The organism is Sulfitobacter sp. 1A12779 (genome assembly GCF_043557315.1).
Classification (GTDB): domain Bacteria; phylum Pseudomonadota; class Alphaproteobacteria; order Rhodobacterales; family Rhodobacteraceae; genus Sulfitobacter; species Sulfitobacter faviae.
This window is the reverse complement of the sequence record NZ_JBIFFU010000034.1, coordinates 1-16,441: the sequence shown is the minus strand read 5'-3', so window position 1 is coordinate 16,441 and position 16,441 is coordinate 1. Positions and strand designations below refer to the sequence as shown.

16 protein-coding genes are annotated in these 16,441 nt (G+C 56.9%); 11 read left to right on the top strand and 5 right to left on the bottom strand.

From position 1 onward, the window contains the following. Nucleotides 1-204 precede the first annotated feature (204 nt). Both ACGYLQ_RS19350 and ACGYLQ_RS19345 read right to left on the bottom strand, forming a co-directional pair. Nucleotides 205-1,251, bottom strand: a complete 1,047-nt coding sequence (locus ACGYLQ_RS19350) for a replication initiator protein A (RefSeq protein ID WP_394444427.1) — start codon at nucleotides 1,249-1,251, stop codon at nucleotides 205-207. 518 nt (nucleotides 1,252-1,769) lie between these two features. After that, complete coding sequence (locus ACGYLQ_RS19345) at nucleotides 1,770-2,927, bottom strand: TIR domain-containing protein (RefSeq protein WP_394444425.1); 1,158 nt, start codon at nucleotides 2,925-2,927, stop codon at nucleotides 1,770-1,772. Nucleotides 2,928-3,203: 276 nt separating this feature from the next. On the opposite strand from ACGYLQ_RS19345, the gene ACGYLQ_RS19340 reads away from it, so the two are divergent. Beyond that, on the top strand, nucleotides 3,204-3,290 hold the full coding sequence (locus ACGYLQ_RS19340) for a DUF6500 family protein (RefSeq protein WP_394444441.1): 87 nt from the start codon (nucleotides 3,204-3,206) through the stop codon (nucleotides 3,288-3,290). 110 nt (nucleotides 3,291-3,400) lie between these two features. On the opposite strand, the gene ACGYLQ_RS19335 is transcribed toward ACGYLQ_RS19340, so the two are convergent. Continuing rightward, complete coding sequence (locus ACGYLQ_RS19335; protein WP_304951555.1) at nucleotides 3,401-3,997, bottom strand: pyridoxamine 5'-phosphate oxidase family protein; 597 nt, start codon at nucleotides 3,995-3,997, stop codon at nucleotides 3,401-3,403. Nucleotides 3,998-4,012: 15 nt separating this feature from the next. On the opposite strand from ACGYLQ_RS19335, the gene ACGYLQ_RS19330 reads away from it, so the two are divergent. Together ACGYLQ_RS19330 and ACGYLQ_RS19325 are read left to right on the top strand one after the other, a co-directional pair. Continuing rightward, nucleotides 4,013-5,044, top strand: coding sequence for a UPF0149 family protein (locus tag ACGYLQ_RS19330; protein ID WP_394444423.1), 1,032 nt, complete (start codon nucleotides 4,013-4,015; stop codon nucleotides 5,042-5,044). A gap of 348 nt (nucleotides 5,045-5,392) precedes the next feature. Then, entirely contained in the window at nucleotides 5,393-6,742 is a 1,350-nt protein-coding gene (locus tag ACGYLQ_RS19325; RefSeq protein WP_394444422.1) for a helix-turn-helix domain-containing protein, read from the top strand. A gap of 382 nt (nucleotides 6,743-7,124) precedes the next feature. Here the strand turns inward: ACGYLQ_RS19325 and ACGYLQ_RS19320 are convergent, their stop codons facing one another. Together ACGYLQ_RS19320 and ACGYLQ_RS19315 are read right to left on the bottom strand one after the other, a co-directional pair. Continuing rightward, nucleotides 7,125-8,561 (bottom strand): hypothetical protein, encoded by a 1,437-nt coding sequence (locus tag ACGYLQ_RS19320; RefSeq protein ID WP_348410274.1) that lies wholly within the window; start codon nucleotides 8,559-8,561, stop codon nucleotides 7,125-7,127. Nucleotides 8,562-9,107: 546 nt separating this feature from the next. After that, nucleotides 9,108-9,998 (bottom strand): LysR family transcriptional regulator, encoded by an 891-nt coding sequence (locus ACGYLQ_RS19315; protein ID WP_180828223.1) that lies wholly within the window; start codon nucleotides 9,996-9,998, stop codon nucleotides 9,108-9,110. A 131-nt stretch (nucleotides 9,999-10,129) separates the two neighbouring features. Between ACGYLQ_RS19315 and ACGYLQ_RS19310 the strand changes: the two genes are divergently transcribed. The 8 genes from ACGYLQ_RS19310 (at nucleotide 10,130) to ACGYLQ_RS19275 (ending at nucleotide 16,181) form a co-directional block, all read left to right on the top strand. Continuing rightward, nucleotides 10,130-10,705 carry an NADPH-dependent F420 reductase gene (locus ACGYLQ_RS19310; protein ID WP_166125636.1) on the top strand — a complete coding sequence of 192 codons (576 nt, stop codon included), beginning with the start codon at nucleotides 10,130-10,132 and terminating at the stop codon, nucleotides 10,703-10,705. A 27-nt stretch (nucleotides 10,706-10,732) separates the two neighbouring features. Further along, nucleotides 10,733-11,155, top strand: a complete 423-nt coding sequence (locus ACGYLQ_RS19305; protein ID WP_166125638.1) for a DoxX family protein — start codon at nucleotides 10,733-10,735, stop codon at nucleotides 11,153-11,155. Nucleotides 11,156-11,215: 60 nt separating this feature from the next. Continuing rightward, nucleotides 11,216-12,079, top strand: a complete 864-nt coding sequence (locus tag ACGYLQ_RS19300) for a VOC family protein (RefSeq protein WP_166125640.1) — start codon at nucleotides 11,216-11,218, stop codon at nucleotides 12,077-12,079. Nucleotides 12,080-12,089: 10 nt separating this feature from the next. Continuing rightward, a complete protein-coding gene (locus tag ACGYLQ_RS19295; RefSeq protein WP_394444420.1) occupies nucleotides 12,090-13,028 on the top strand; it encodes a glutathione S-transferase family protein in 939 nt (312 codons plus the stop codon). A 597-nt stretch (nucleotides 13,029-13,625) separates the two neighbouring features. After that, nucleotides 13,626-14,309 (top strand): UPF0149 family protein, encoded by a 684-nt coding sequence (locus ACGYLQ_RS19290; RefSeq protein ID WP_394444419.1) that lies wholly within the window; start codon nucleotides 13,626-13,628, stop codon nucleotides 14,307-14,309. Nucleotides 14,310-14,457: 148 nt separating this feature from the next. After that, nucleotides 14,458-15,111, top strand: coding sequence for a GNAT family N-acetyltransferase (locus ACGYLQ_RS19285; RefSeq protein ID WP_295039777.1), 654 nt, complete (start codon nucleotides 14,458-14,460; stop codon nucleotides 15,109-15,111). Nucleotides 15,112-15,355: 244 nt separating this feature from the next. Further along, complete coding sequence (locus ACGYLQ_RS19280; protein WP_394444417.1) at nucleotides 15,356-15,961, top strand: tyrosine-type recombinase/integrase; 606 nt, start codon at nucleotides 15,356-15,358, stop codon at nucleotides 15,959-15,961. Nucleotides 15,962-15,965: 4 nt separating this feature from the next. Continuing rightward, on the top strand, nucleotides 15,966-16,181 hold the full coding sequence (locus tag ACGYLQ_RS19275) for a WGR domain-containing protein (RefSeq protein ID WP_394444416.1): 216 nt from the start codon (nucleotides 15,966-15,968) through the stop codon (nucleotides 16,179-16,181). Nucleotides 16,182-16,441: the final 260 nt, after the last annotated feature.

Below are 16,441 nucleotides of genomic sequence, written 5' to 3'. Positions count from 1 at the left end.
AGCAAGCTCCTAAGCCAACAGTTGAACCTGTTGTCGAACGCGATATAGGGCCGCCTCGGCGGCTGTCTTTCGCATGCCCACCGCGAACATACCTCGATTTGCAAATCCATAAGGCGCACACCGGGATCCCGCATCAAGAGATAATCGCAGAGGCCTTGGAGGAATATTTACGGAAGCACGCAGGGAAACGGGCGGGGTAAGAGATCACCCAGGCCGCCCTCGCTTCGTAAACCAGCTTTCGCAAAACTTGATATAGTGCCGTCCTGGGTGCTTCGGTTCGATTTCCTCGATACCACACCACCGGCGCCATTCTTGCTCGAGGTATCGCGGGTCCCAGCCTGGTGCGGCTGACCGGGCGTCTTCATGGGCGTAAGAGGGTAGGGGTCCTTCAAACACGTCTTCAACCGGGACAGGCACCGACCCACGGGCAATGAACAAGACATTTTTCCCTTCCTCATCCATGCGGATAGCGTAATCTGGCATGTGCCCATGTGCCTGATCTTCTTCGATAATTTTTCCCAAAAGTCGCCGAAATTCCCTGTCAGTTGAGCTGGATCCGCATTTTGCCTTGAGTTTCACCAAACCAATTTTCCACTCGCGCTTTGCACCGCAATGCTTCCTGGCAATCTCATAAAGCCTTCTCTCAAGCGGCTTGCGGAGACGAAAGTAGTCTCTGGAGAGGGTGAGTACTTCACGGGCCTGAATGGCAGAGAAAACCCATCTGGATAGGGTAACTTCCAACTCTTGCATGCGCCCCTCACGGCTTTCCCGCACGATCCTATAATCGTCGATGAGACCGAACCCATCGAGCTCTTCTGTCCCGCCCGTCACAATGTTCGTCTCGATCCTTGTACCGGCAAGGCGCTGGAGTGCCGCGCGAAGGCGATTGTATCCATCGCCGCCAACCATCCTGTTTGTGGCTTTCAGCATATCATGGGCGGAAAACCGTAAGGTAGGGGAGACGTCTCTACCGGCGTTCAGAGCGGCAATGAGCTGACTGATACAATAAATCAGGACGTCCCTGTCGTGGACAGTCGCTATCCCCTTCACACTTGGTGTGATCTCAACAAAGTTGGACCCATTTTCGTACCGTCTCAGGTTTCGATCAGGCTTCGTCGAAATGGAAAAAATGGGGTGTTCCATACCTGCCATATCTGCTTTTGGTGCCGCATCGAAAATGTCACATAAAAAAAAGTCGCCTTGCTGCATCCGATCGGGAAGGAGAGGCTCACGAGCAGGCAGCTCAGTCATGGAATCATCTTTTCGTCGGTTTACACACGATGATACCTCTATCGTCGGTTCACACACAGAGTCAATAAGTTCGTCGGTTCACACACAGGTCATTGCGACTGTCGGTTCACACACGTAAACCCCAATTCCTACCCACACTCGACTGTCGGTTCACACACACATAATCCAAGTTTTTCGTTTGATGTCAATTCGATAGGAGGAAGATTTCAAGCGTAACCCAATATTTAACACTAATTTTAACACAGGAGTTCGTCGAATAAATGGATCTTAGCCAGGCCAAATCAGACGCCACAAACCATGCCCCTTGGCGCCCATTTTACCGAGACAGGTCCGCAGCATTCGCAGCCTTAGCGAAATCACGCGAAAAAAGCTGGCCCAGAGCCGACCCCGACAGGGTCAACCCGCGACTATCTTCTACGAACCCTTTCTGCTATTTAGCGACATCCGGTTCAATGGGCTGAACGCAAGCAACCATCATCGACAAACGCTGGTTCCTATCGCGTTATTTTGGGCTCGCCTCAGGCCATTGGCCGATACAAGCCAAGCGCGTGAAGAACATGGTCTTCAAGATGCTCGACAATGATTTTGTATGGGACTTTTGCCTTGGGCATGCCAGCAGCGTATGCGGCCACCTGATAAGAGGCAAAGTTAATTGTTAGGCCATCATCAGTAAACGCAAAATTCGAGAAGTCATCCCAATCCTTGGTGCCTTCCTCAATCCAGTTGGTATCCGCCAGCCCGGCATCTGGGAGGTTGAGTTCTGACGCAAGCGAGCTTCGTACCTCACTTTGAATAGCCCTGAGGGCGCGATCGTCGCGGAATAGCTCTTTAAACGTCGCGAGATGCACTACAGGTTCCAAAAGGTAGCTAAATGTCCGTGGAGCATGTACCGGATGTGCGGCCCCAGCGTTGTACCAGTGCAGACTGTACTCAATAGAAAGGATCCTCCCAACAATCTGTGCGGATTGAAAGATGGCATCAAAAGTATCAGTGCGCTGCCACTCGCTTTGCATGAGATTATAAGACGCTGGCATAGGTGAAAGAGCAGAAATTCTCGAAGACATCGAGTGTTCAGCGAGGATCCCATTTACGTGATCTGCAATATCTCTGACTTGAGTATATTTCGTTGACGATACTGCAATTCTTTGGATGGTTGTTGAGTACCCCGGGATACCGTGGTAGGCGCTCTTTGCTTCATCCAAATGCCATCGCACTTCGGCCTTGGATTGCGCCTCAATGATCTTATCCTTCGCTCCTTTCTGAGCTGCTTCAATCGAACGAAGTAACTCGCTTTCGACATCGGACTGGCTCTTTCCTTCTACTTGAAGAAACTGAATATCCTTCAATGCCCAAGGGAAGTCGACCGGATCGAGTTGAATCGGGATTGCGTATATATCAGCGGCCAGCTTCTCTTTGATCTTTTCAAGTGCGAAACTAATCTCCTTTTGAGCATAACCCCTTTTGTCGACCGAGTGTTCGGAGACGAAAACCAGGATGATGTCTGAACGCTCAAGTGCGGTCGTTATTTCATAGTCCCAGTTTTGACCGCTGAGGATGCTTTTGCAGTCCATCCATGGGTCTAAGCTGTGGGCATCGAGAAGCTCATAGAATGGCAATACGCGGGATCGGTCCTCGCTAACATAACTTAAGAAGATCACTTGTAGTCTCTCGCTCAAACACTTTTCATGATAGAGGTCACAAGTAGGGCATGCAGTCAAATTATCCGGAACTCACGCCGGCCTCGCGCCGCTAAAACGTGACCGATGGTGGGGAAGTTTCCACGCACTATTGGAGGCTGGAAGGCACTAAGTTTGCAGTGACCAGCGAATGACGACAATGATGAGTCTCGACGAGATCTCTTGGTTGTCGGTTCAAGGTCCGGATTGGGCCTTCAGTGACGTTGCATTCTATCCGTGGGGAGATGATGCTGAGCTGCTTATGGAAGCGGCGATATGGCGGTATGGTGGATCAAAACGCATGAGCTTGATCATTTCGAGAAGGCGGTGAAAATTCAAGATATGATTAGCTCCGGCGCTTGAGCAACGGCAGCTTGGTCCCGCAGTGCGAACCTCGGGGTGTGGTGCGGCAAACTTCCGGAGTGAGCCCAACCTACCAGACTGAAGAATGGTGGTTAATGCGACCGCGACGATCAGTACAAGGTTTCTCTGTACCGCTGTTCAGAATAAGACTGTTCAGTAGAGGCAACTTCCATTTTGGAGTGGTCTCTGATCATTTCATAGAGCGGAGCGATGGGGCGGCTTTCCGACCAGGTCGTAGGTTTCCATAAGCCACCCCGCATAGGTGCTTTGCCGCAATGAGTGAAAACCTCGTCAGCAAAAACACGCAGGACCGTCTTAGGGCTTCTTCCGTTGATTTCGAACCTGTCGCAGAGTTCTGGGGCATCGCTTATTTCAGCTGTACCATTCACCCGAAGGGTCTCCGTAACTCCCGGAATCATGAACAAAAGTGCTACTTTGGGATGTGCTAAAATGTTCAAGAGACCATCAATCCGATTGTTGCCTGGGCGGTCAGGGATCAAAAGCGTCTTTTCGCTTTCTACTTCAACAAACCCAGCAGGATCACCTTTTGGCGACACGTCAAGATTTGTACCATCCGAGGTCGCAAGTACGAGGAAAGTCGCGTGTTCTATGAATTTTCTACAATGCTTATCGAATTGCGAAATAACCTTCGCCGCTGCATGTGGCGAAGCGCTGCCATAAATTTCTCTTAGTTTTTCAGGTGTCATAATTCAAACCTCCGATTGCTACCTGATAGCACTAAGGCCAAAGGCAGCAAAGTCCGCTTAGAAGACATCCATGAGAAGCGCAGCGAAGGGCGAAAAAGCCTCGCCCAGCTCCTTGCCGAAATGCGGGACGCCAAGGTTAACTTAACACTATGGCCAATACGGTTTCATGCCGCGCTGCTCGGGCCGAACTTGGAAAGTGTTAAATACCCTTTCACCGAGCCTCCGCATGCGACGAAGCGGTTGAATTTGACCCAAACCGACAGCCTGCGGCGATCCACTCGTGCCCGTTCGAAGCTGCCGCTGACGCAATTGCGAACTCGCGTTGCGGAGCGTAAAAGCACTCACCATCGCCGGGAGATATCAATGGACCAGTCGGAACAAGATCTCGATCAACTCGACGCGCTGCTGCGTGCGCTGCCCGTTGATAACATGCCGATGACGCTCAGCGAACTCGATGGCTACATAGTCGGTGTTCTTGCCTGCCCGGAGATGATCCCGCCTTCGGGGTGGCTGCCTCAGGTCTGGGGTGAGACTGGAGAGGCAGAATTCCCTGACGAAAAAGTCGCAGAGAAGACCATTAGTGCGGTGATGGCACATTATAATTCGGTCGTCGCGTCCATAACCAGCTCGTTTCGGGTCGAACCGATTTACGAGGTTGATCCCAATAGTGACGAAGTCATGTGGGAGCCTTGGGTCGATGGCTTCACACGCGCCATGCAGTTGCGACCGGAAGCTTGGAGCCAACTTCTCGATCAAGCCAACGAAGAGACGCGGGCGACGATGTTCTTTCTGATGGCGCTTCAAGATATCTACACCGGCCAAAGTAAGTTCACGGACGAGGAGATCGACGAGATCGACCTGGAGGCACCAGATCTGATCCCAAACTGCATCGCTACAATACTCCACCAGTCTCGCCCTGAGCTTTCACCTCGGGATTCAGAAATGGGTCCCGGTATGCCGTTCAAGGCAGGCCCCCGGCCACAGCGGAACGATCCATGCGCCTGTGGGTCGGGGCGCAGATACAAGAAATGCTGCGGCCGACACTGAGTTGGAACGTTTAGGCTTCTACTCAGCCCTAAACCGACCTTGGGGTATTGCGCAGCTGAAGTCAGGATTAAGCCCAAACTGACCGCGCGATAGGGTATTCGCAGTTGCAGCAGATGCTGGTTCGGCAAGAACGGTCCATACCAGACCTTCATGCAACTCGTGGCGAACGGCAGTAAAGAACCCGAGCCAACAAGCGCTCCACGATAAATGAAGCTCAGCGAAAAGCAATGAGCGGGCATTGCCAAATTGCAAAGTTTAGTAAATGTTCTGAGCAAGGGAACGGGTAGTTCAGAAGCACCACCGACCTGCTCTGCGGTTGTCCTCCTCTGAAACTTGATAGAGTCGATTATGCCCCACGAACTGCCCCCTGATCTTGGTGATGCCCTACAGTTTTCAACTGAGGATTTAGACGTTGAGTTTAAGCGTTCACTGCCTTTGCGCGAGAATATAGGCAAAGCGAAGCTTGCCAAGGAAATCTGCGCTTTGGCCAATCATGGTGGAGGGTGGATCGTATTGGGTCGCGAAGACGATGGATCTTACCCGGTTGCAATCCCAACAGAGATTATAGACGTCGATCAAGACCAAGTTAATCAAATCGCGGCTGCTTATTTGCAACCAGCACCGCACTGCACCGTCAGTAAACAGCAACCGGAGGGAGTAGGTTTTGCGGTGCCAGTCATCTGGGTGCCCCCATGCGGCACATCACCAGTTTGCGCAAAAAAGAATGGACCAAACGACGAACGCGGGCGCACGCAAGGCGTTACAAAGGGGATACACTACACCCGTAAGGCGGGCCCTGTTTCAGCGCCTATTGAGTCTCCAAACGAATGGCAGGACGTGATAAGGCGCTGTGTTCTAAGCGATAAAGCTTCATTGCTCGGCGCTTTGTCAACCATGATCGAACAACCCCGACCCACGCCTGAAACGGAGAAAGAAAGCGTTTTTGAAGCTGACTTCGAACATACCGTTAGAAGATGGAAGGAAGAGGCTCAGGAACAGCCATATGAAGTTGATCTCACGAATTGCTTTGTGGGTTATGGCTTTCACCTGGTTGATGCTGAACCAGTAACAATCGATAAGATCACTGAGTGTTTGCGCCAACGTCCGCATGATGCACGCGGCGGCCATGTCTTTTTCGAAAGCAACTACAATACTCCCTATCGTCCCTTTGTGATCGAGGTAGCGGGCCATGACGGGCTCGAGGTCCATGTAAATACAGTAGACTTCGATCATCGTGCGGTTTGGCGGCTTAGTGAGGGGTTAAGCGGAACGGAGGTTATCTCGTATTGGGAGGACACCGCCTGGATAAAGGATGCCGTTGAGCACAGGTCCTCACTTACCTGGGAACGAGGCCAGCATATATGGATAGCTCAACAGATTTCCTACGCTAATAGTTTCCTCGCAATGGTGAATCACATTGCTGACTACTTTCATTTCACCGGTGACGTCCGGATCCGTGTTTTGTTTAGTGGATTGAGTGGGCGAAACCTCAGATCCACCAACATTGGGGTCTACTACAGCATGGACTACCGGGCTCGCCAGAACACAAAGCAAGTCGACTTTGTCTTAAAAGCTTCAGATTTAGCTGCCGAAACTCGAAGCTCGGCCATCGCTTCGATCATTCAGCCAATGAACAAACTCACTCAAGGACCCGCAGTTAACGCTGAGAGCGTCGTTCGCAGCCTTAGGGCTAATTAAGAATAGAACTGTCTACAATAGGTCGGGTGCCCGCCCCGCAAAGCTGGCCGGCCGCATAGCGAAGGTCAGGAATTTCCTCGTAGCTGACCCTCATGCCTCACGCAGCGAATGACCGCATTCCGCCCTTCCTGTCGGGGGGGGGGGAAGACAATCGCTCACGGCCCAAAGCTGCCTTTCGGAGTCTATCTATTGTAGCGGCACTGCACTCGCCAAAGCTGACCTTGGACCCAGTGCCATTGCTGCTAAACGACGGCGATGTTCGCAATATTTTCCGCGCCTATCAATCGGCATTTTTTTTCGTGGGAGGCTGCGTCTTGCCGGTAAATTAGCGCAAGTATCGTCTCACGAGCCCTCGGATCGCCGAAAGCGTGAGTATCTGTGCTTAGTTACCGGCTTTCTGTGGCTTCTGAGTTGGTTCGGCGGCGTTCTCACTTTCGGTTTCGGTATCAGAACCAGCAGATTCGCCTTCGGTGTTCTGGTTTTCCGCCTCCGCCGACGATGACGTGTCAGACGCGTTGCCCTCGATCAAGGACGTATCACCCGATGCGCCATCGGTCGCTGTGTCAGTCTTCTGATCGCTGCTCGATGTCGGGCTCTGCATCTCATCTTTCGATGATGTGCCGGAGGATCCGGCATTCTGACTACCCGCTTCTGACAGGTCTTCGGGCGGGAGGCCGCCAGATTCCTGCAACGAATCCACCAAGTCGGCGCTGTCGTTAATGTCGCTGTCGATCTCGGTTACGCCCTCACCTTCGGCGTCGGACGACATGTCGCCTCGTTCATTCTCTTCGGCGGGCTGCCCGGAGGAGTTAGAATTTGAAGTTTCCGCTTGGGAAGCGACCGGATCATCGCCGTTGCCAGTATTTTCCTGCGTGCCTTGCATCTCGCGCGTGGCGGTTGATTCGGCCTCCGAATGACTGTCTTCCGACCCGTTGCTGTTGTTGCCGCCCGCAGAAGACCCCTGACCGTTTTCCGCGGCTGAGATCCGCTCCTCAATCTCCAACAGCTTGTTGGAGCGTTCTTCTACATTGCTGGTAAGGTCCGTTACAATTTTCTGGATTTCGTTTCGCTGCTCTTGGGCGTCAGCGACATCGGTTTCCAGGGCGGTCTTCCGCTCGGTCATGCTGGCGAAACTATGCTCAAGCTCCGCTTGCCGGGCCTGCATGTCGTTCAGGCTGCTTTCCAGGGTTGCGACCTCGTCTCTCAAATTCGTTTCCTGCGCCGTCAGAGACTGGAGCTCGCTTTCGCCGGTGGAGACTTCTTCGGCGAGCCGCGCGTTGTCCTCACTAAGTGTTGCGAGGCTTTCCTGAACTTCGGCCTCACGCGCCCGAGCTTCTTCGACCCGGGTATTTATGTCGGTCAACTCCTGCGTCTGGGAGTCAATTTGACTTTGGATGTCTGCCTTGCGGGTTTCAAAGCTGGTCATTTCTTCACGCATCGACGAGATCTGCTGCTCCAGCTCATTGTTTTGCTGCTGCTTCTGCGCCACCGTTTCGTCAATGGAGGTCTGCTGTACGATCAATTCGTCAAGCTTCGGCTGCAAGGTGTCGATGTCCGACTGGATGCCGTCGCGCTGCTCCTGCAGGGACTGGGTCTCCGTTTCCAGCGATGCGAGCTCCGCCTGCAATTCCTCGACGCTTCCGGCTGCTTCCTGCTGCGTGCTGATAGCGCTTTGCAAGCGCGAGATAGTGCGGTCGGTCTGCTTCTGAAGTTCTGCAGTGTCGGTGAATGCATATATGGCAGCCCCCCACCCAACGACTGCCGCCGCCGCGATCCCGATTGTCTTTACATCCCAAGTTGAGCTTTTGTTCTCCGCCATGAGAAACTCCCCCTCCGGCCGAGCCGATCTCTGAAAAACTGTATAGGGCTGGAACGCGTCAGGCGGGTGGAAGTTCCGAACCCCGGGGTGCGCCGGTCCCAGCCTCACGGGGGGGCATCGTCGGGGACTGGCATGAAACGCGTGCCCCCTGTCGATCACTCTGAAGCATTACGCGTGGCGGGAGGCTGCGCTCAATCTTTCGCAGAGTGAGTTCATGAATGTGCTGACGGGCTGCATGGTGGCTTTGTAGACCCAAGGCACAAGTTCGCTGCGCAGATCGTCACTGATGAGCATCGGCTCGAACCAGTCCTTCGCCGCGCCTGCACCCGAAAAATGTCGCGTCGCAACCCCGAGAGTCTGCTTTCTTCAGGTGGATCATTTTTGCTTGCGGCGCAGCGAAAGTCCGGTTTCCGCCCTCTATGACAGTGGTAACTTCCGGCCCAGACCAGACCTTCGTCAGGGAGGTTTTCGCTGCGTCGCAACTTACCCGAAGGTGCCATTCATGCCGGTGCTGTTGACCCGACCAGGATTGCCTCTCATGGCTCGTCAAGACATGGCGTGAACATCCTCAGCAGCGAAGTCGATGAGGGTTCGTATCTTTCGAGGTAAGGTCCGACCTTCGAGATAAACGACGGTAACCGGTCCCCCATCCATGTCGAAATCCTCGAGCAATGGAACGAGGCGGCCAGTGTCCAGCATGTCGGCGGTCGCGAACCGCGGCGCATAGGCGATCCCCATGCCGGCCGAGGCCAACTCGATTGCCGCCCGGGCCGAGTTGACATGGAACCGGCCCCGCACTTGGGCGACGATCGCGGTGCCGTCTTTGCTAAACGTCCACCGATGCGGTTGGCGCCGGTTGGTATCGACAATGCAGGCGTGCTGAGAGAGATCATCCGGTGTTCTCGGTGCCCCGTGCTCATTCACGTAGTCTGGATGCGCAACCAGTGAGCTGTGAAACGTGCCGAGCTTGCGCGTCTTGAGTGACAGCGTCTCCGACACACCCATCCGGAACGCCAGATCGATGCCGTCGGCGGCCAAGTCGACGTAGCGATCGTCCAACCTGAGGTCGAAAGTCAGATCCGGGTGCGCTTCGGCGAACCGGGCCAACATGCCGGCCACGTAGACTTCGCCGAAGGTCACAGGCGCCGAGACCCGGATGATCCCGCTCAGGCCGCGCGACCCCTCTGACACAGACCCCAGCAGAGCATCGAGCTCATCGAGGACGGCTGGCGCCCGCGCGAGGAGATCCTCGCCGGCTGGCGTCAGCCCCACCTTCCGGGTCGTTCTCTGGAGCAGCCGCGCGCCGAGGCGCGCCTCCAGTTCGGCCACGTATTTCGAGGTCAGGCGGTTCGAGACCCCCAGTTGCTCGGCCCCTGCGGTGAAGGAGCCGGTCCGTGCGGTGGCCACGAAAGCCTTGAGTTCGTCGACAATATCCATGAGCGCCCTTTTGAGAATAAGTTCGCGATAGTCATTCCATAACATCGTCATTTTATGGAATATGGGAAAGCCTTACTTTCGCTTTAGTGATCAACAGGCCGCCGCAGGGCGGCAAAGCGAAGGAGAATGCCATGCGTATCGCAGTTATCGGCAACGGAAATGTCGGCTCAGGGCTCTCGCGGATTCTGGGCGAGGCCGGCCACGAGGTGACAACCATCGGCCGCAACGACGATCTCTCTACCGCCGTCGCCAAGGCGGAGGTGGTAGTCGTCGCCACGCCCTACGGGGCCATCGCGGATCTTGCCGGCAAGGCCGACTTCAGCGGCAAGACCGTCATCGACGTCTCGAACCCGGTGACCGAGGACTTCTCCGGCCTTCAAGTCGGGCACAAGACCTCGGCGGCCGAAGAGATCGCCTCCAGGCTGTCCGGCGCGACGGTGGTGAAGGCGTTCAACACGGTCTTCGCCCAGCACTACGGCACGGGCCTCAAGGTCAATGGCCAGCCCATCCAGACCTTCGTCGCTGGCGATGACGAGGCCGCGCGCGAGACGGTCAAGGCGCTGGCCGCCGAGATCGGCCTCGAGCCGGTCGATGCCGGCCCGCTCGCCAACGCCCGCTACCTCGAGCCCATCGGCTTCCTCAACATCCAGTTCGGCTACGTCTTCGGTCACGGCACCGGGATCGCGCCGCGCTGGCAGTTTTCCTGACATCCCCAACCCCACGGAGCATCTGACATGACCACGCAGACCCATACCGACTACGCCGCCGCCGCCCTTCGCATCTCGACCGGCGTCCTGTTCCTCGCCCATGGCTGGATGAAGGTGAGCGCCTTTACCATCCCCGGCACCGTCGCCTTCTTCGAAGGCCTCGGCCTGCCCGGCGTGCTCGCCTACTTCACGATCTTCGCAGAGCTGGCGGGCGGTATCGCCCTGATCCTCGGTCTCGGCACACGCCTCGTCTCGATCGCGCTGATCCCCGTCCTCCTGGGCGCGACATGGGCGCATTCCGGTTTCGGCTGGAGCTTCTCGAACGAAGGCGGCGGCTGGGAATACCCGCTGTTCTGGGCGGTCGTGCAAGGCGTCGTCGCCGTCCTGGGACGCGGAGCCTTCGCGCTGCGCGTGCCGCAGCTCGACCAACGCCTCGGCCAGTTCGCCTGACCTCCCTTGCTGGCCGCGGGTCATCTCCCGCGGCCGCACTCTTTCACAAGGAGACCTGCAATGACCACCGTCGACCACTTCTTCGACATGACGACCGCGCCGATGCGTATCGGGGCGGTCCGGCTCAAGGTGCGGGACCTCGATGCGGTCTCCACTTTCTACCAGATGGCGCTGGGGCTCAGCCCGGTCGCGACCAGCGAGCATCGCGTCACCCTCGGCACCGGCGACACGCCGTTTCTGGAGCTTCAGGGCGACCCAGGCCTTTCCCCACTCGACCCGCGGCAGGCCGGGCTCTTTCATACCGCCTTCCTGATGCCGACCCGATCCGACCTGGCCCGCTGGGTCGCTCACATCGCCGAGGCGGGTGTGCCGCTTCACGGTGCCTCGGATCATATCGTCAGCGAGGCGCTCTATCTCGCCGATCCCGAGGGCAACGGCATCGAGGTCTATACGGACCGCCCGGTCTCGGCCTGGCACGGCGAGGGCGGCGAGATCCGGATGAGCACCGACCCGCTGGATCTCCAGGGTCTGCTGCAAAGCGCCGCAGGCACCGAATGGTCGGGTTTCCCCGAGAACGGCAGCATCGGCCATGTCCACCTTCAGGTGGGCGACACGGGCGAAGCCGACCGCTTCTACCGCGACGTGCTCGGCCTCGATATCGCGGCGCGCTATCCTGGGGCCAGCTTCTACGGCAGCGGCGGCTACCACCACCAGCTTGCCGGCAATATCTGGAACAGCCGCCGGGCCAGCAAACGCCCCGAGGGTATGGCAGGTCTCGATGCCATCGAGATTGTTGTCCGTGATGCGGCGGACATTGCCTCCATCGCTGGCCGGGTTGAAAGCGCCGGGCTTGAAAGCATCAAGAATGCCAACGGCCTGACCGTTCGCGATCCCTGGGGCACCGCAATCACGCTCAAGAATTAAGGAGACGATCATGCTTCGAGACGGGAAATGGGTTGCCGACTGGCAGCCGGTCCAGGCCAAGGACGACAAGGGTGGCTTCGTCCGCCAGACCTCCAGCTTCCGCCACTGGGTGACGCCTGACGGGAGCGCCGGGCCGACCGGCGAGGGCGGCTTCAAGGCCGAGGCGGGCCGCTACCACCTCTATGTCGCGCTGATCTGCCCCTGGGCGTCGCGGACGCTGATCGCCCGAAAGCTGAAGGGGTTGGAGGACGTGATCTCGGTCTCGGTCGTCGAACCGGATCTCTCCGACCAGGGCTGGCACTTCGGCGATCCGACCGAGGCCGAGGGCGCGTCCTACATGCACGAAATCTACACCCGGGCCGACCCGACGATCTCGGGCCGGGCCACGGTGCCGGTGCTCTGGGACAAGAAGCGCGGGACCATCGTGAACAACGAGTCCGCCGACATTCTGCGGATGCTGAACTCCGGTTTCGGAGATCTGGCCGACCATAGCATCGATCTCTATCCGGCGGACCTCCGCGAGGACATCGAGGCGCTCAACGACCGCATCTATTCGAGCTTGAACAATGGCGTTTACCGCGCGGGCTTCGCCACCACGCAGGTCGCCTACGAGGAAGCATTCTGCGAGGTTTTCGCAATGCTCGATGAACTCGAGGAGCGCCTCGGCGACGGTCGCGGGTTCCTTTTGGGAGGTCGCTTCACCGAGGCCGATGTGCGACTCTTCGTGACGCTGGTGCGCTTCGACGTGGCTTATCACGGCCTCTTCAAGTGTAACCTGCGCCGCATCGCGGACTACCCTGCCCTAAGCCGCTACCAGGCCCGTATCCTCGCTATCCCCGGGGTGCGCGATACGGTCAGCATTGACCACATCAAGCGCGGCTACTACTCGATCAAGGCGCTGAACCCCACCGGCATCGTGCCTGTCGGGCCGGAATGTTCCCTGGGCTGAGGGCCTCGGTCGGCCATCCGGATCAGGCCCCCTGGCGCGCGCGGGGGGGCGCCAGCTCCGCCGCGCCGGACATTGATCACTCGAATCGCGAAGGCCGCAATGAGACCGGCGACGGCAATCCAGGAATGTCCGCTATTAGATCACCGACGTCGCCGTATCGCACTTGCAGCAAAGGTCAGCTCTCCGCCCTCCTTACCAGATGCTGCGTAGGCGGGCGAAGCCAAGGATCATGTACTCGCAGCAAGCGGCGGAAAGCCCTACCCGCCAGACCTTACAGAAAGCGGAACTTCAGGGTTCAGTTAACAGTATTGGCAATACGGTTTCACGCCGCGCTGCTCTGGGCGAACTTAGAAAGTGTTAAGCCCCCTTTAACCGAGCCTTCACATGCGACGAAGCGGTTGAGTTTGAGCCAAACCGACAGCCATTGATCATGGAGGCTTCTCTCTTGCGATGAAGAAACACCTGTAGCGACCGGCTCAATGCCGACATGCAGACCGCCTGCGGTGATCCACTCGTGCCCGTTGGGAGCTGCCATTGACGCAATTGCGGACTCGCGTTGCGGAGCGTAAAAGCCCTCATCATCGCCGGGAGATATCAATGGATCAGTCGGATCAAGATCTCGATCAACTTGACGCGCTGCTGCGTGCGCTGCCCGTTGATAACATGCCGATGACGCTCAGCGAACTCGATGGCTACATAGTCGGTGTTCTTGCCTGCCCGGAGATGATCCCGCCTTCGGAGTGGCTGCCTCAGGTCTGGGGTGAGACTGGAGAGGCAGAATTCCCTGACGAGAACGTCGCCGAGGAGACCATTAGTGCGGTGATGGCGCATTATAATTCGGTCGTCGCGTCCATAACTGGCTCGCTTTGGGTCGAACCGATCTATGAGGTTGATCCCAATAGTGACGAAGTCATGTGGGAGCCTTGGGTCGATGGCTTCACGCGCGCCATGCGGTTACGACCGGAAGCTTGGAGCCAACTTCTCGATCAAGCCGACGAAGAGACGCGGGCGACGATGATCTTCCTGATGGCGCTTCAAGATATCTACACCGGCCAAAGTAAGTTCACGGATGAGGAGATCGACGAGATCGACCTGGAGGCACCAGATCTGATCCCAAACTGCGTCGCTACAATACTCCATCAGTCTCGCCCTGAGCTTTCACCTCGGGTTTCCGAAATGGGGCCCGGTATGCCGTTCAAGGCAGGCCCCCGGCCACAGCGGAACGATCCATGCGCCTGTAGGTCGGGGCGCAAATACAAGAAATGCTGTGGCCGACAATGAGTTGGAACGCTTAAGCCTCTACCAGCCCTAAGCCGACCTTGGGGTATTGCGCAGCTAAGGTCTGGATTGAGCCCAAAGTGAACGGCATCTTGCCATTTGCCTACAGATGGTGACAGCGTCCGTAACAGACAGGTAGGGAACACACCGGATGACGGATTTGACAGATTGGGTCCCGCGCCCACGACCTAAGCGCGTTACGCTCGAAGGACAATATGTGCGGCTCGAACCTCTTGTGTCCGCCCACGCTGACACACTGTTCATGGCAGCATCCGCCCCGGGGGTGGAAGTTCGATTTCGCTGGCTCTCCGAAGGGCCACCGAGCCGCATAGAGTTCGATAACTGGCTGGAAGAGGCATCCGCGTCGATCGATCCCATGTTTTTCGCCGTGATTGACAAGGCCAGTGGCCGCGCCGAGGGGCGTCAGGCCTTGATGCGCATAGACACGACCAATGGCGTGGTGGAGATTGGCAATATCATGTGGGGTGCAGCATTGCAGCGGACCCGAATGGCGACCGAGGCCCTCTACCTTTTTGCAGATCGCGTATTCGGCCTCGGATATCGCCGGTTCGAATGGAAATGCAATGATTTGAATGATCCATCGAAACGCGCGGCCAAGCGGTTTGGCTTCCGCCCCGAGGGCGTGTTCCGACAGCACATGATCGTGAAAAACGCCAATCGCGACACGGCCTGGTTCGCGATGACGGACGGTGACTGGCAGCGCATGAAGCCTATCTATGAGGATTGGCTGGCGCCCGAAAATTTCGATGATCACGGGCAGCAGCACAAGCCCCTGCGAGTCTGACTTGCGGGGTGCGTTTTCGATCAGAGCCAAAGTCCGCTTTGTCCGCATAGCCGACCTTCCTACACCGCGCATCGAAGGGCGAAAAAGCCTCGCGCAGCTCTTGGGCTGAAATGCGGAACGCCGAGGGCAAGTTAACAGTATTACTAATAGTGTTAAGCTCAGCGCATGCCAAACCCGTGACGTGGCAGGATAGGGAGGTGAAAACTGCTTCGCCGTTTAACAGATTTCGCGTAAAATGTTAAATATGAGTGAAATGCGCCTCCATGACACCGCCGGAAACCGGCTCTACCTCAACGCCGAAGAGCGTGCCGCCTTCTTGGCTATGGCGCGGCGAAAGCCTGCCCGAGACCGCACACTTTGCGAGACCCTTCTCTTTACAGGCTGTCGTCCATCAGAACTGCTCGAGATCACCCCGGCCCGTGTGGACCTGTCGGGTGGGACGATCACCATCCGCAGCTTGAAGAAGCGCAGGGACGCATCTGGCAGATCGAAGATCGCCTACAGATCCGTCCCGGTGCCCCCGGATTATCTGGACACCCTCAACACCGCCCATGGCATTAGGGAAGCTCAGAAAACGCGCAAGCAGTCGGCGACACCGATCTGGCCGCTCAGCCGCGTTCGCGTCTGGCAGATTGTCAAAGGCATTATGATCGAGGCTGGGATACCGGACGCGCCACACCGCAGTCCAAAGGGCTTGCGCCATGGGTTCGGGATAAATGCCACGGTGAACGGCATTCCGCTGCACATGCTGCAGAAGTGGATGGGCCATGCGCAGCTCTCGACAACGGCGATCTATGCTGATGCTGTAGGTAAGGAAGAGCAAGACATCGCAGCCCGGATGTGGGGGTAACGGCATGGTCCTGACGCGGATCGACAGCTCAAGGAACGTACGTCGATTCTACCGAATGGAGATCGTGCCCGGCCTCTTTGGAGACTGGGGGCTTGTTCGCGAGTGGGGTCGGATAGGTCGCGACGGTCAAGTCCGAACGGACTGGTTTGCCAGTGAAACAGACGCCAAAGATGCTTGTTTTAAGTTGCACATGGCGAAGGCAAAGCGCGGCTACGAGTAGAGGGTTGGAAACCTGCCAAAACCGAGGAGGTTTCGTCTTGGGGTTCTGGCGCTGCTAAGTCTTTGATCTCGCGTGGAGCAGGGCAGGGGGACAATATGGATCGTTTTAGGCACACAGGTTGTGGCAAGGGGCTTCTGTCCGGTAGCGGTCGTTCGTGACCGTGCAGCGAAATCCCGGTTCGAGCCCAAAGTTCCGGACTCGCTGCGCAGTGGCGAATGTCGGTTTCCGGTTCGCACGTCAGCTTTTCCGCCAGATCACTC

Coding starts and splice junctions, on each gene's coding strand:
- ACGYLQ_RS19350 (WP_394444427.1), bottom strand. CDS start 1,251: ATGACTGAGCTGCCTGCTCGTGAGCCTCTCCTTCCCGATCGGATGCAG.
- ACGYLQ_RS19340 (WP_394444441.1), top strand. CDS start 3,204: ATGGCGGTATGGTGGATCAAAACGCATGAGCTTGATCATTTCGAGAAG.
- ACGYLQ_RS19335 (WP_304951555.1), bottom strand. CDS start 3,997: ATGACACCTGAAAAACTAAGAGAAATTTATGGCAGCGCTTCGCCACAT.
- ACGYLQ_RS19325 (WP_394444422.1), top strand. CDS start 5,393: ATGCCCCACGAACTGCCCCCTGATCTTGGTGATGCCCTACAGTTTTCA.
- ACGYLQ_RS19320 (WP_348410274.1), bottom strand. CDS start 8,561: ATGGCGGAGAACAAAAGCTCAACTTGGGATGTAAAGACAATCGGGATC.
- ACGYLQ_RS19315 (WP_180828223.1), bottom strand. CDS start 9,998: ATGGATATTGTCGACGAACTCAAGGCTTTCGTGGCCACCGCACGGACC.
- ACGYLQ_RS19310 (WP_166125636.1), top strand. CDS start 10,130: ATGCGTATCGCAGTTATCGGCAACGGAAATGTCGGCTCAGGGCTCTCG.
- ACGYLQ_RS19305 (WP_166125638.1), top strand. CDS start 10,733: ATGACCACGCAGACCCATACCGACTACGCCGCCGCCGCCCTTCGCATC.
- ACGYLQ_RS19300 (WP_166125640.1), top strand. CDS start 11,216: ATGACCACCGTCGACCACTTCTTCGACATGACGACCGCGCCGATGCGT.
- ACGYLQ_RS19295 (WP_394444420.1), top strand. CDS start 12,090: ATGCTTCGAGACGGGAAATGGGTTGCCGACTGGCAGCCGGTCCAGGCC.
- ACGYLQ_RS19290 (WP_394444419.1), top strand. CDS start 13,626: ATGGATCAGTCGGATCAAGATCTCGATCAACTTGACGCGCTGCTGCGT.
- ACGYLQ_RS19285 (WP_295039777.1), top strand. CDS start 14,458: ATGACGGATTTGACAGATTGGGTCCCGCGCCCACGACCTAAGCGCGTT.
- ACGYLQ_RS19280 (WP_394444417.1), top strand. CDS start 15,356: ATGAGTGAAATGCGCCTCCATGACACCGCCGGAAACCGGCTCTACCTC.
- ACGYLQ_RS19275 (WP_394444416.1), top strand. CDS start 15,966: ATGGTCCTGACGCGGATCGACAGCTCAAGGAACGTACGTCGATTCTAC.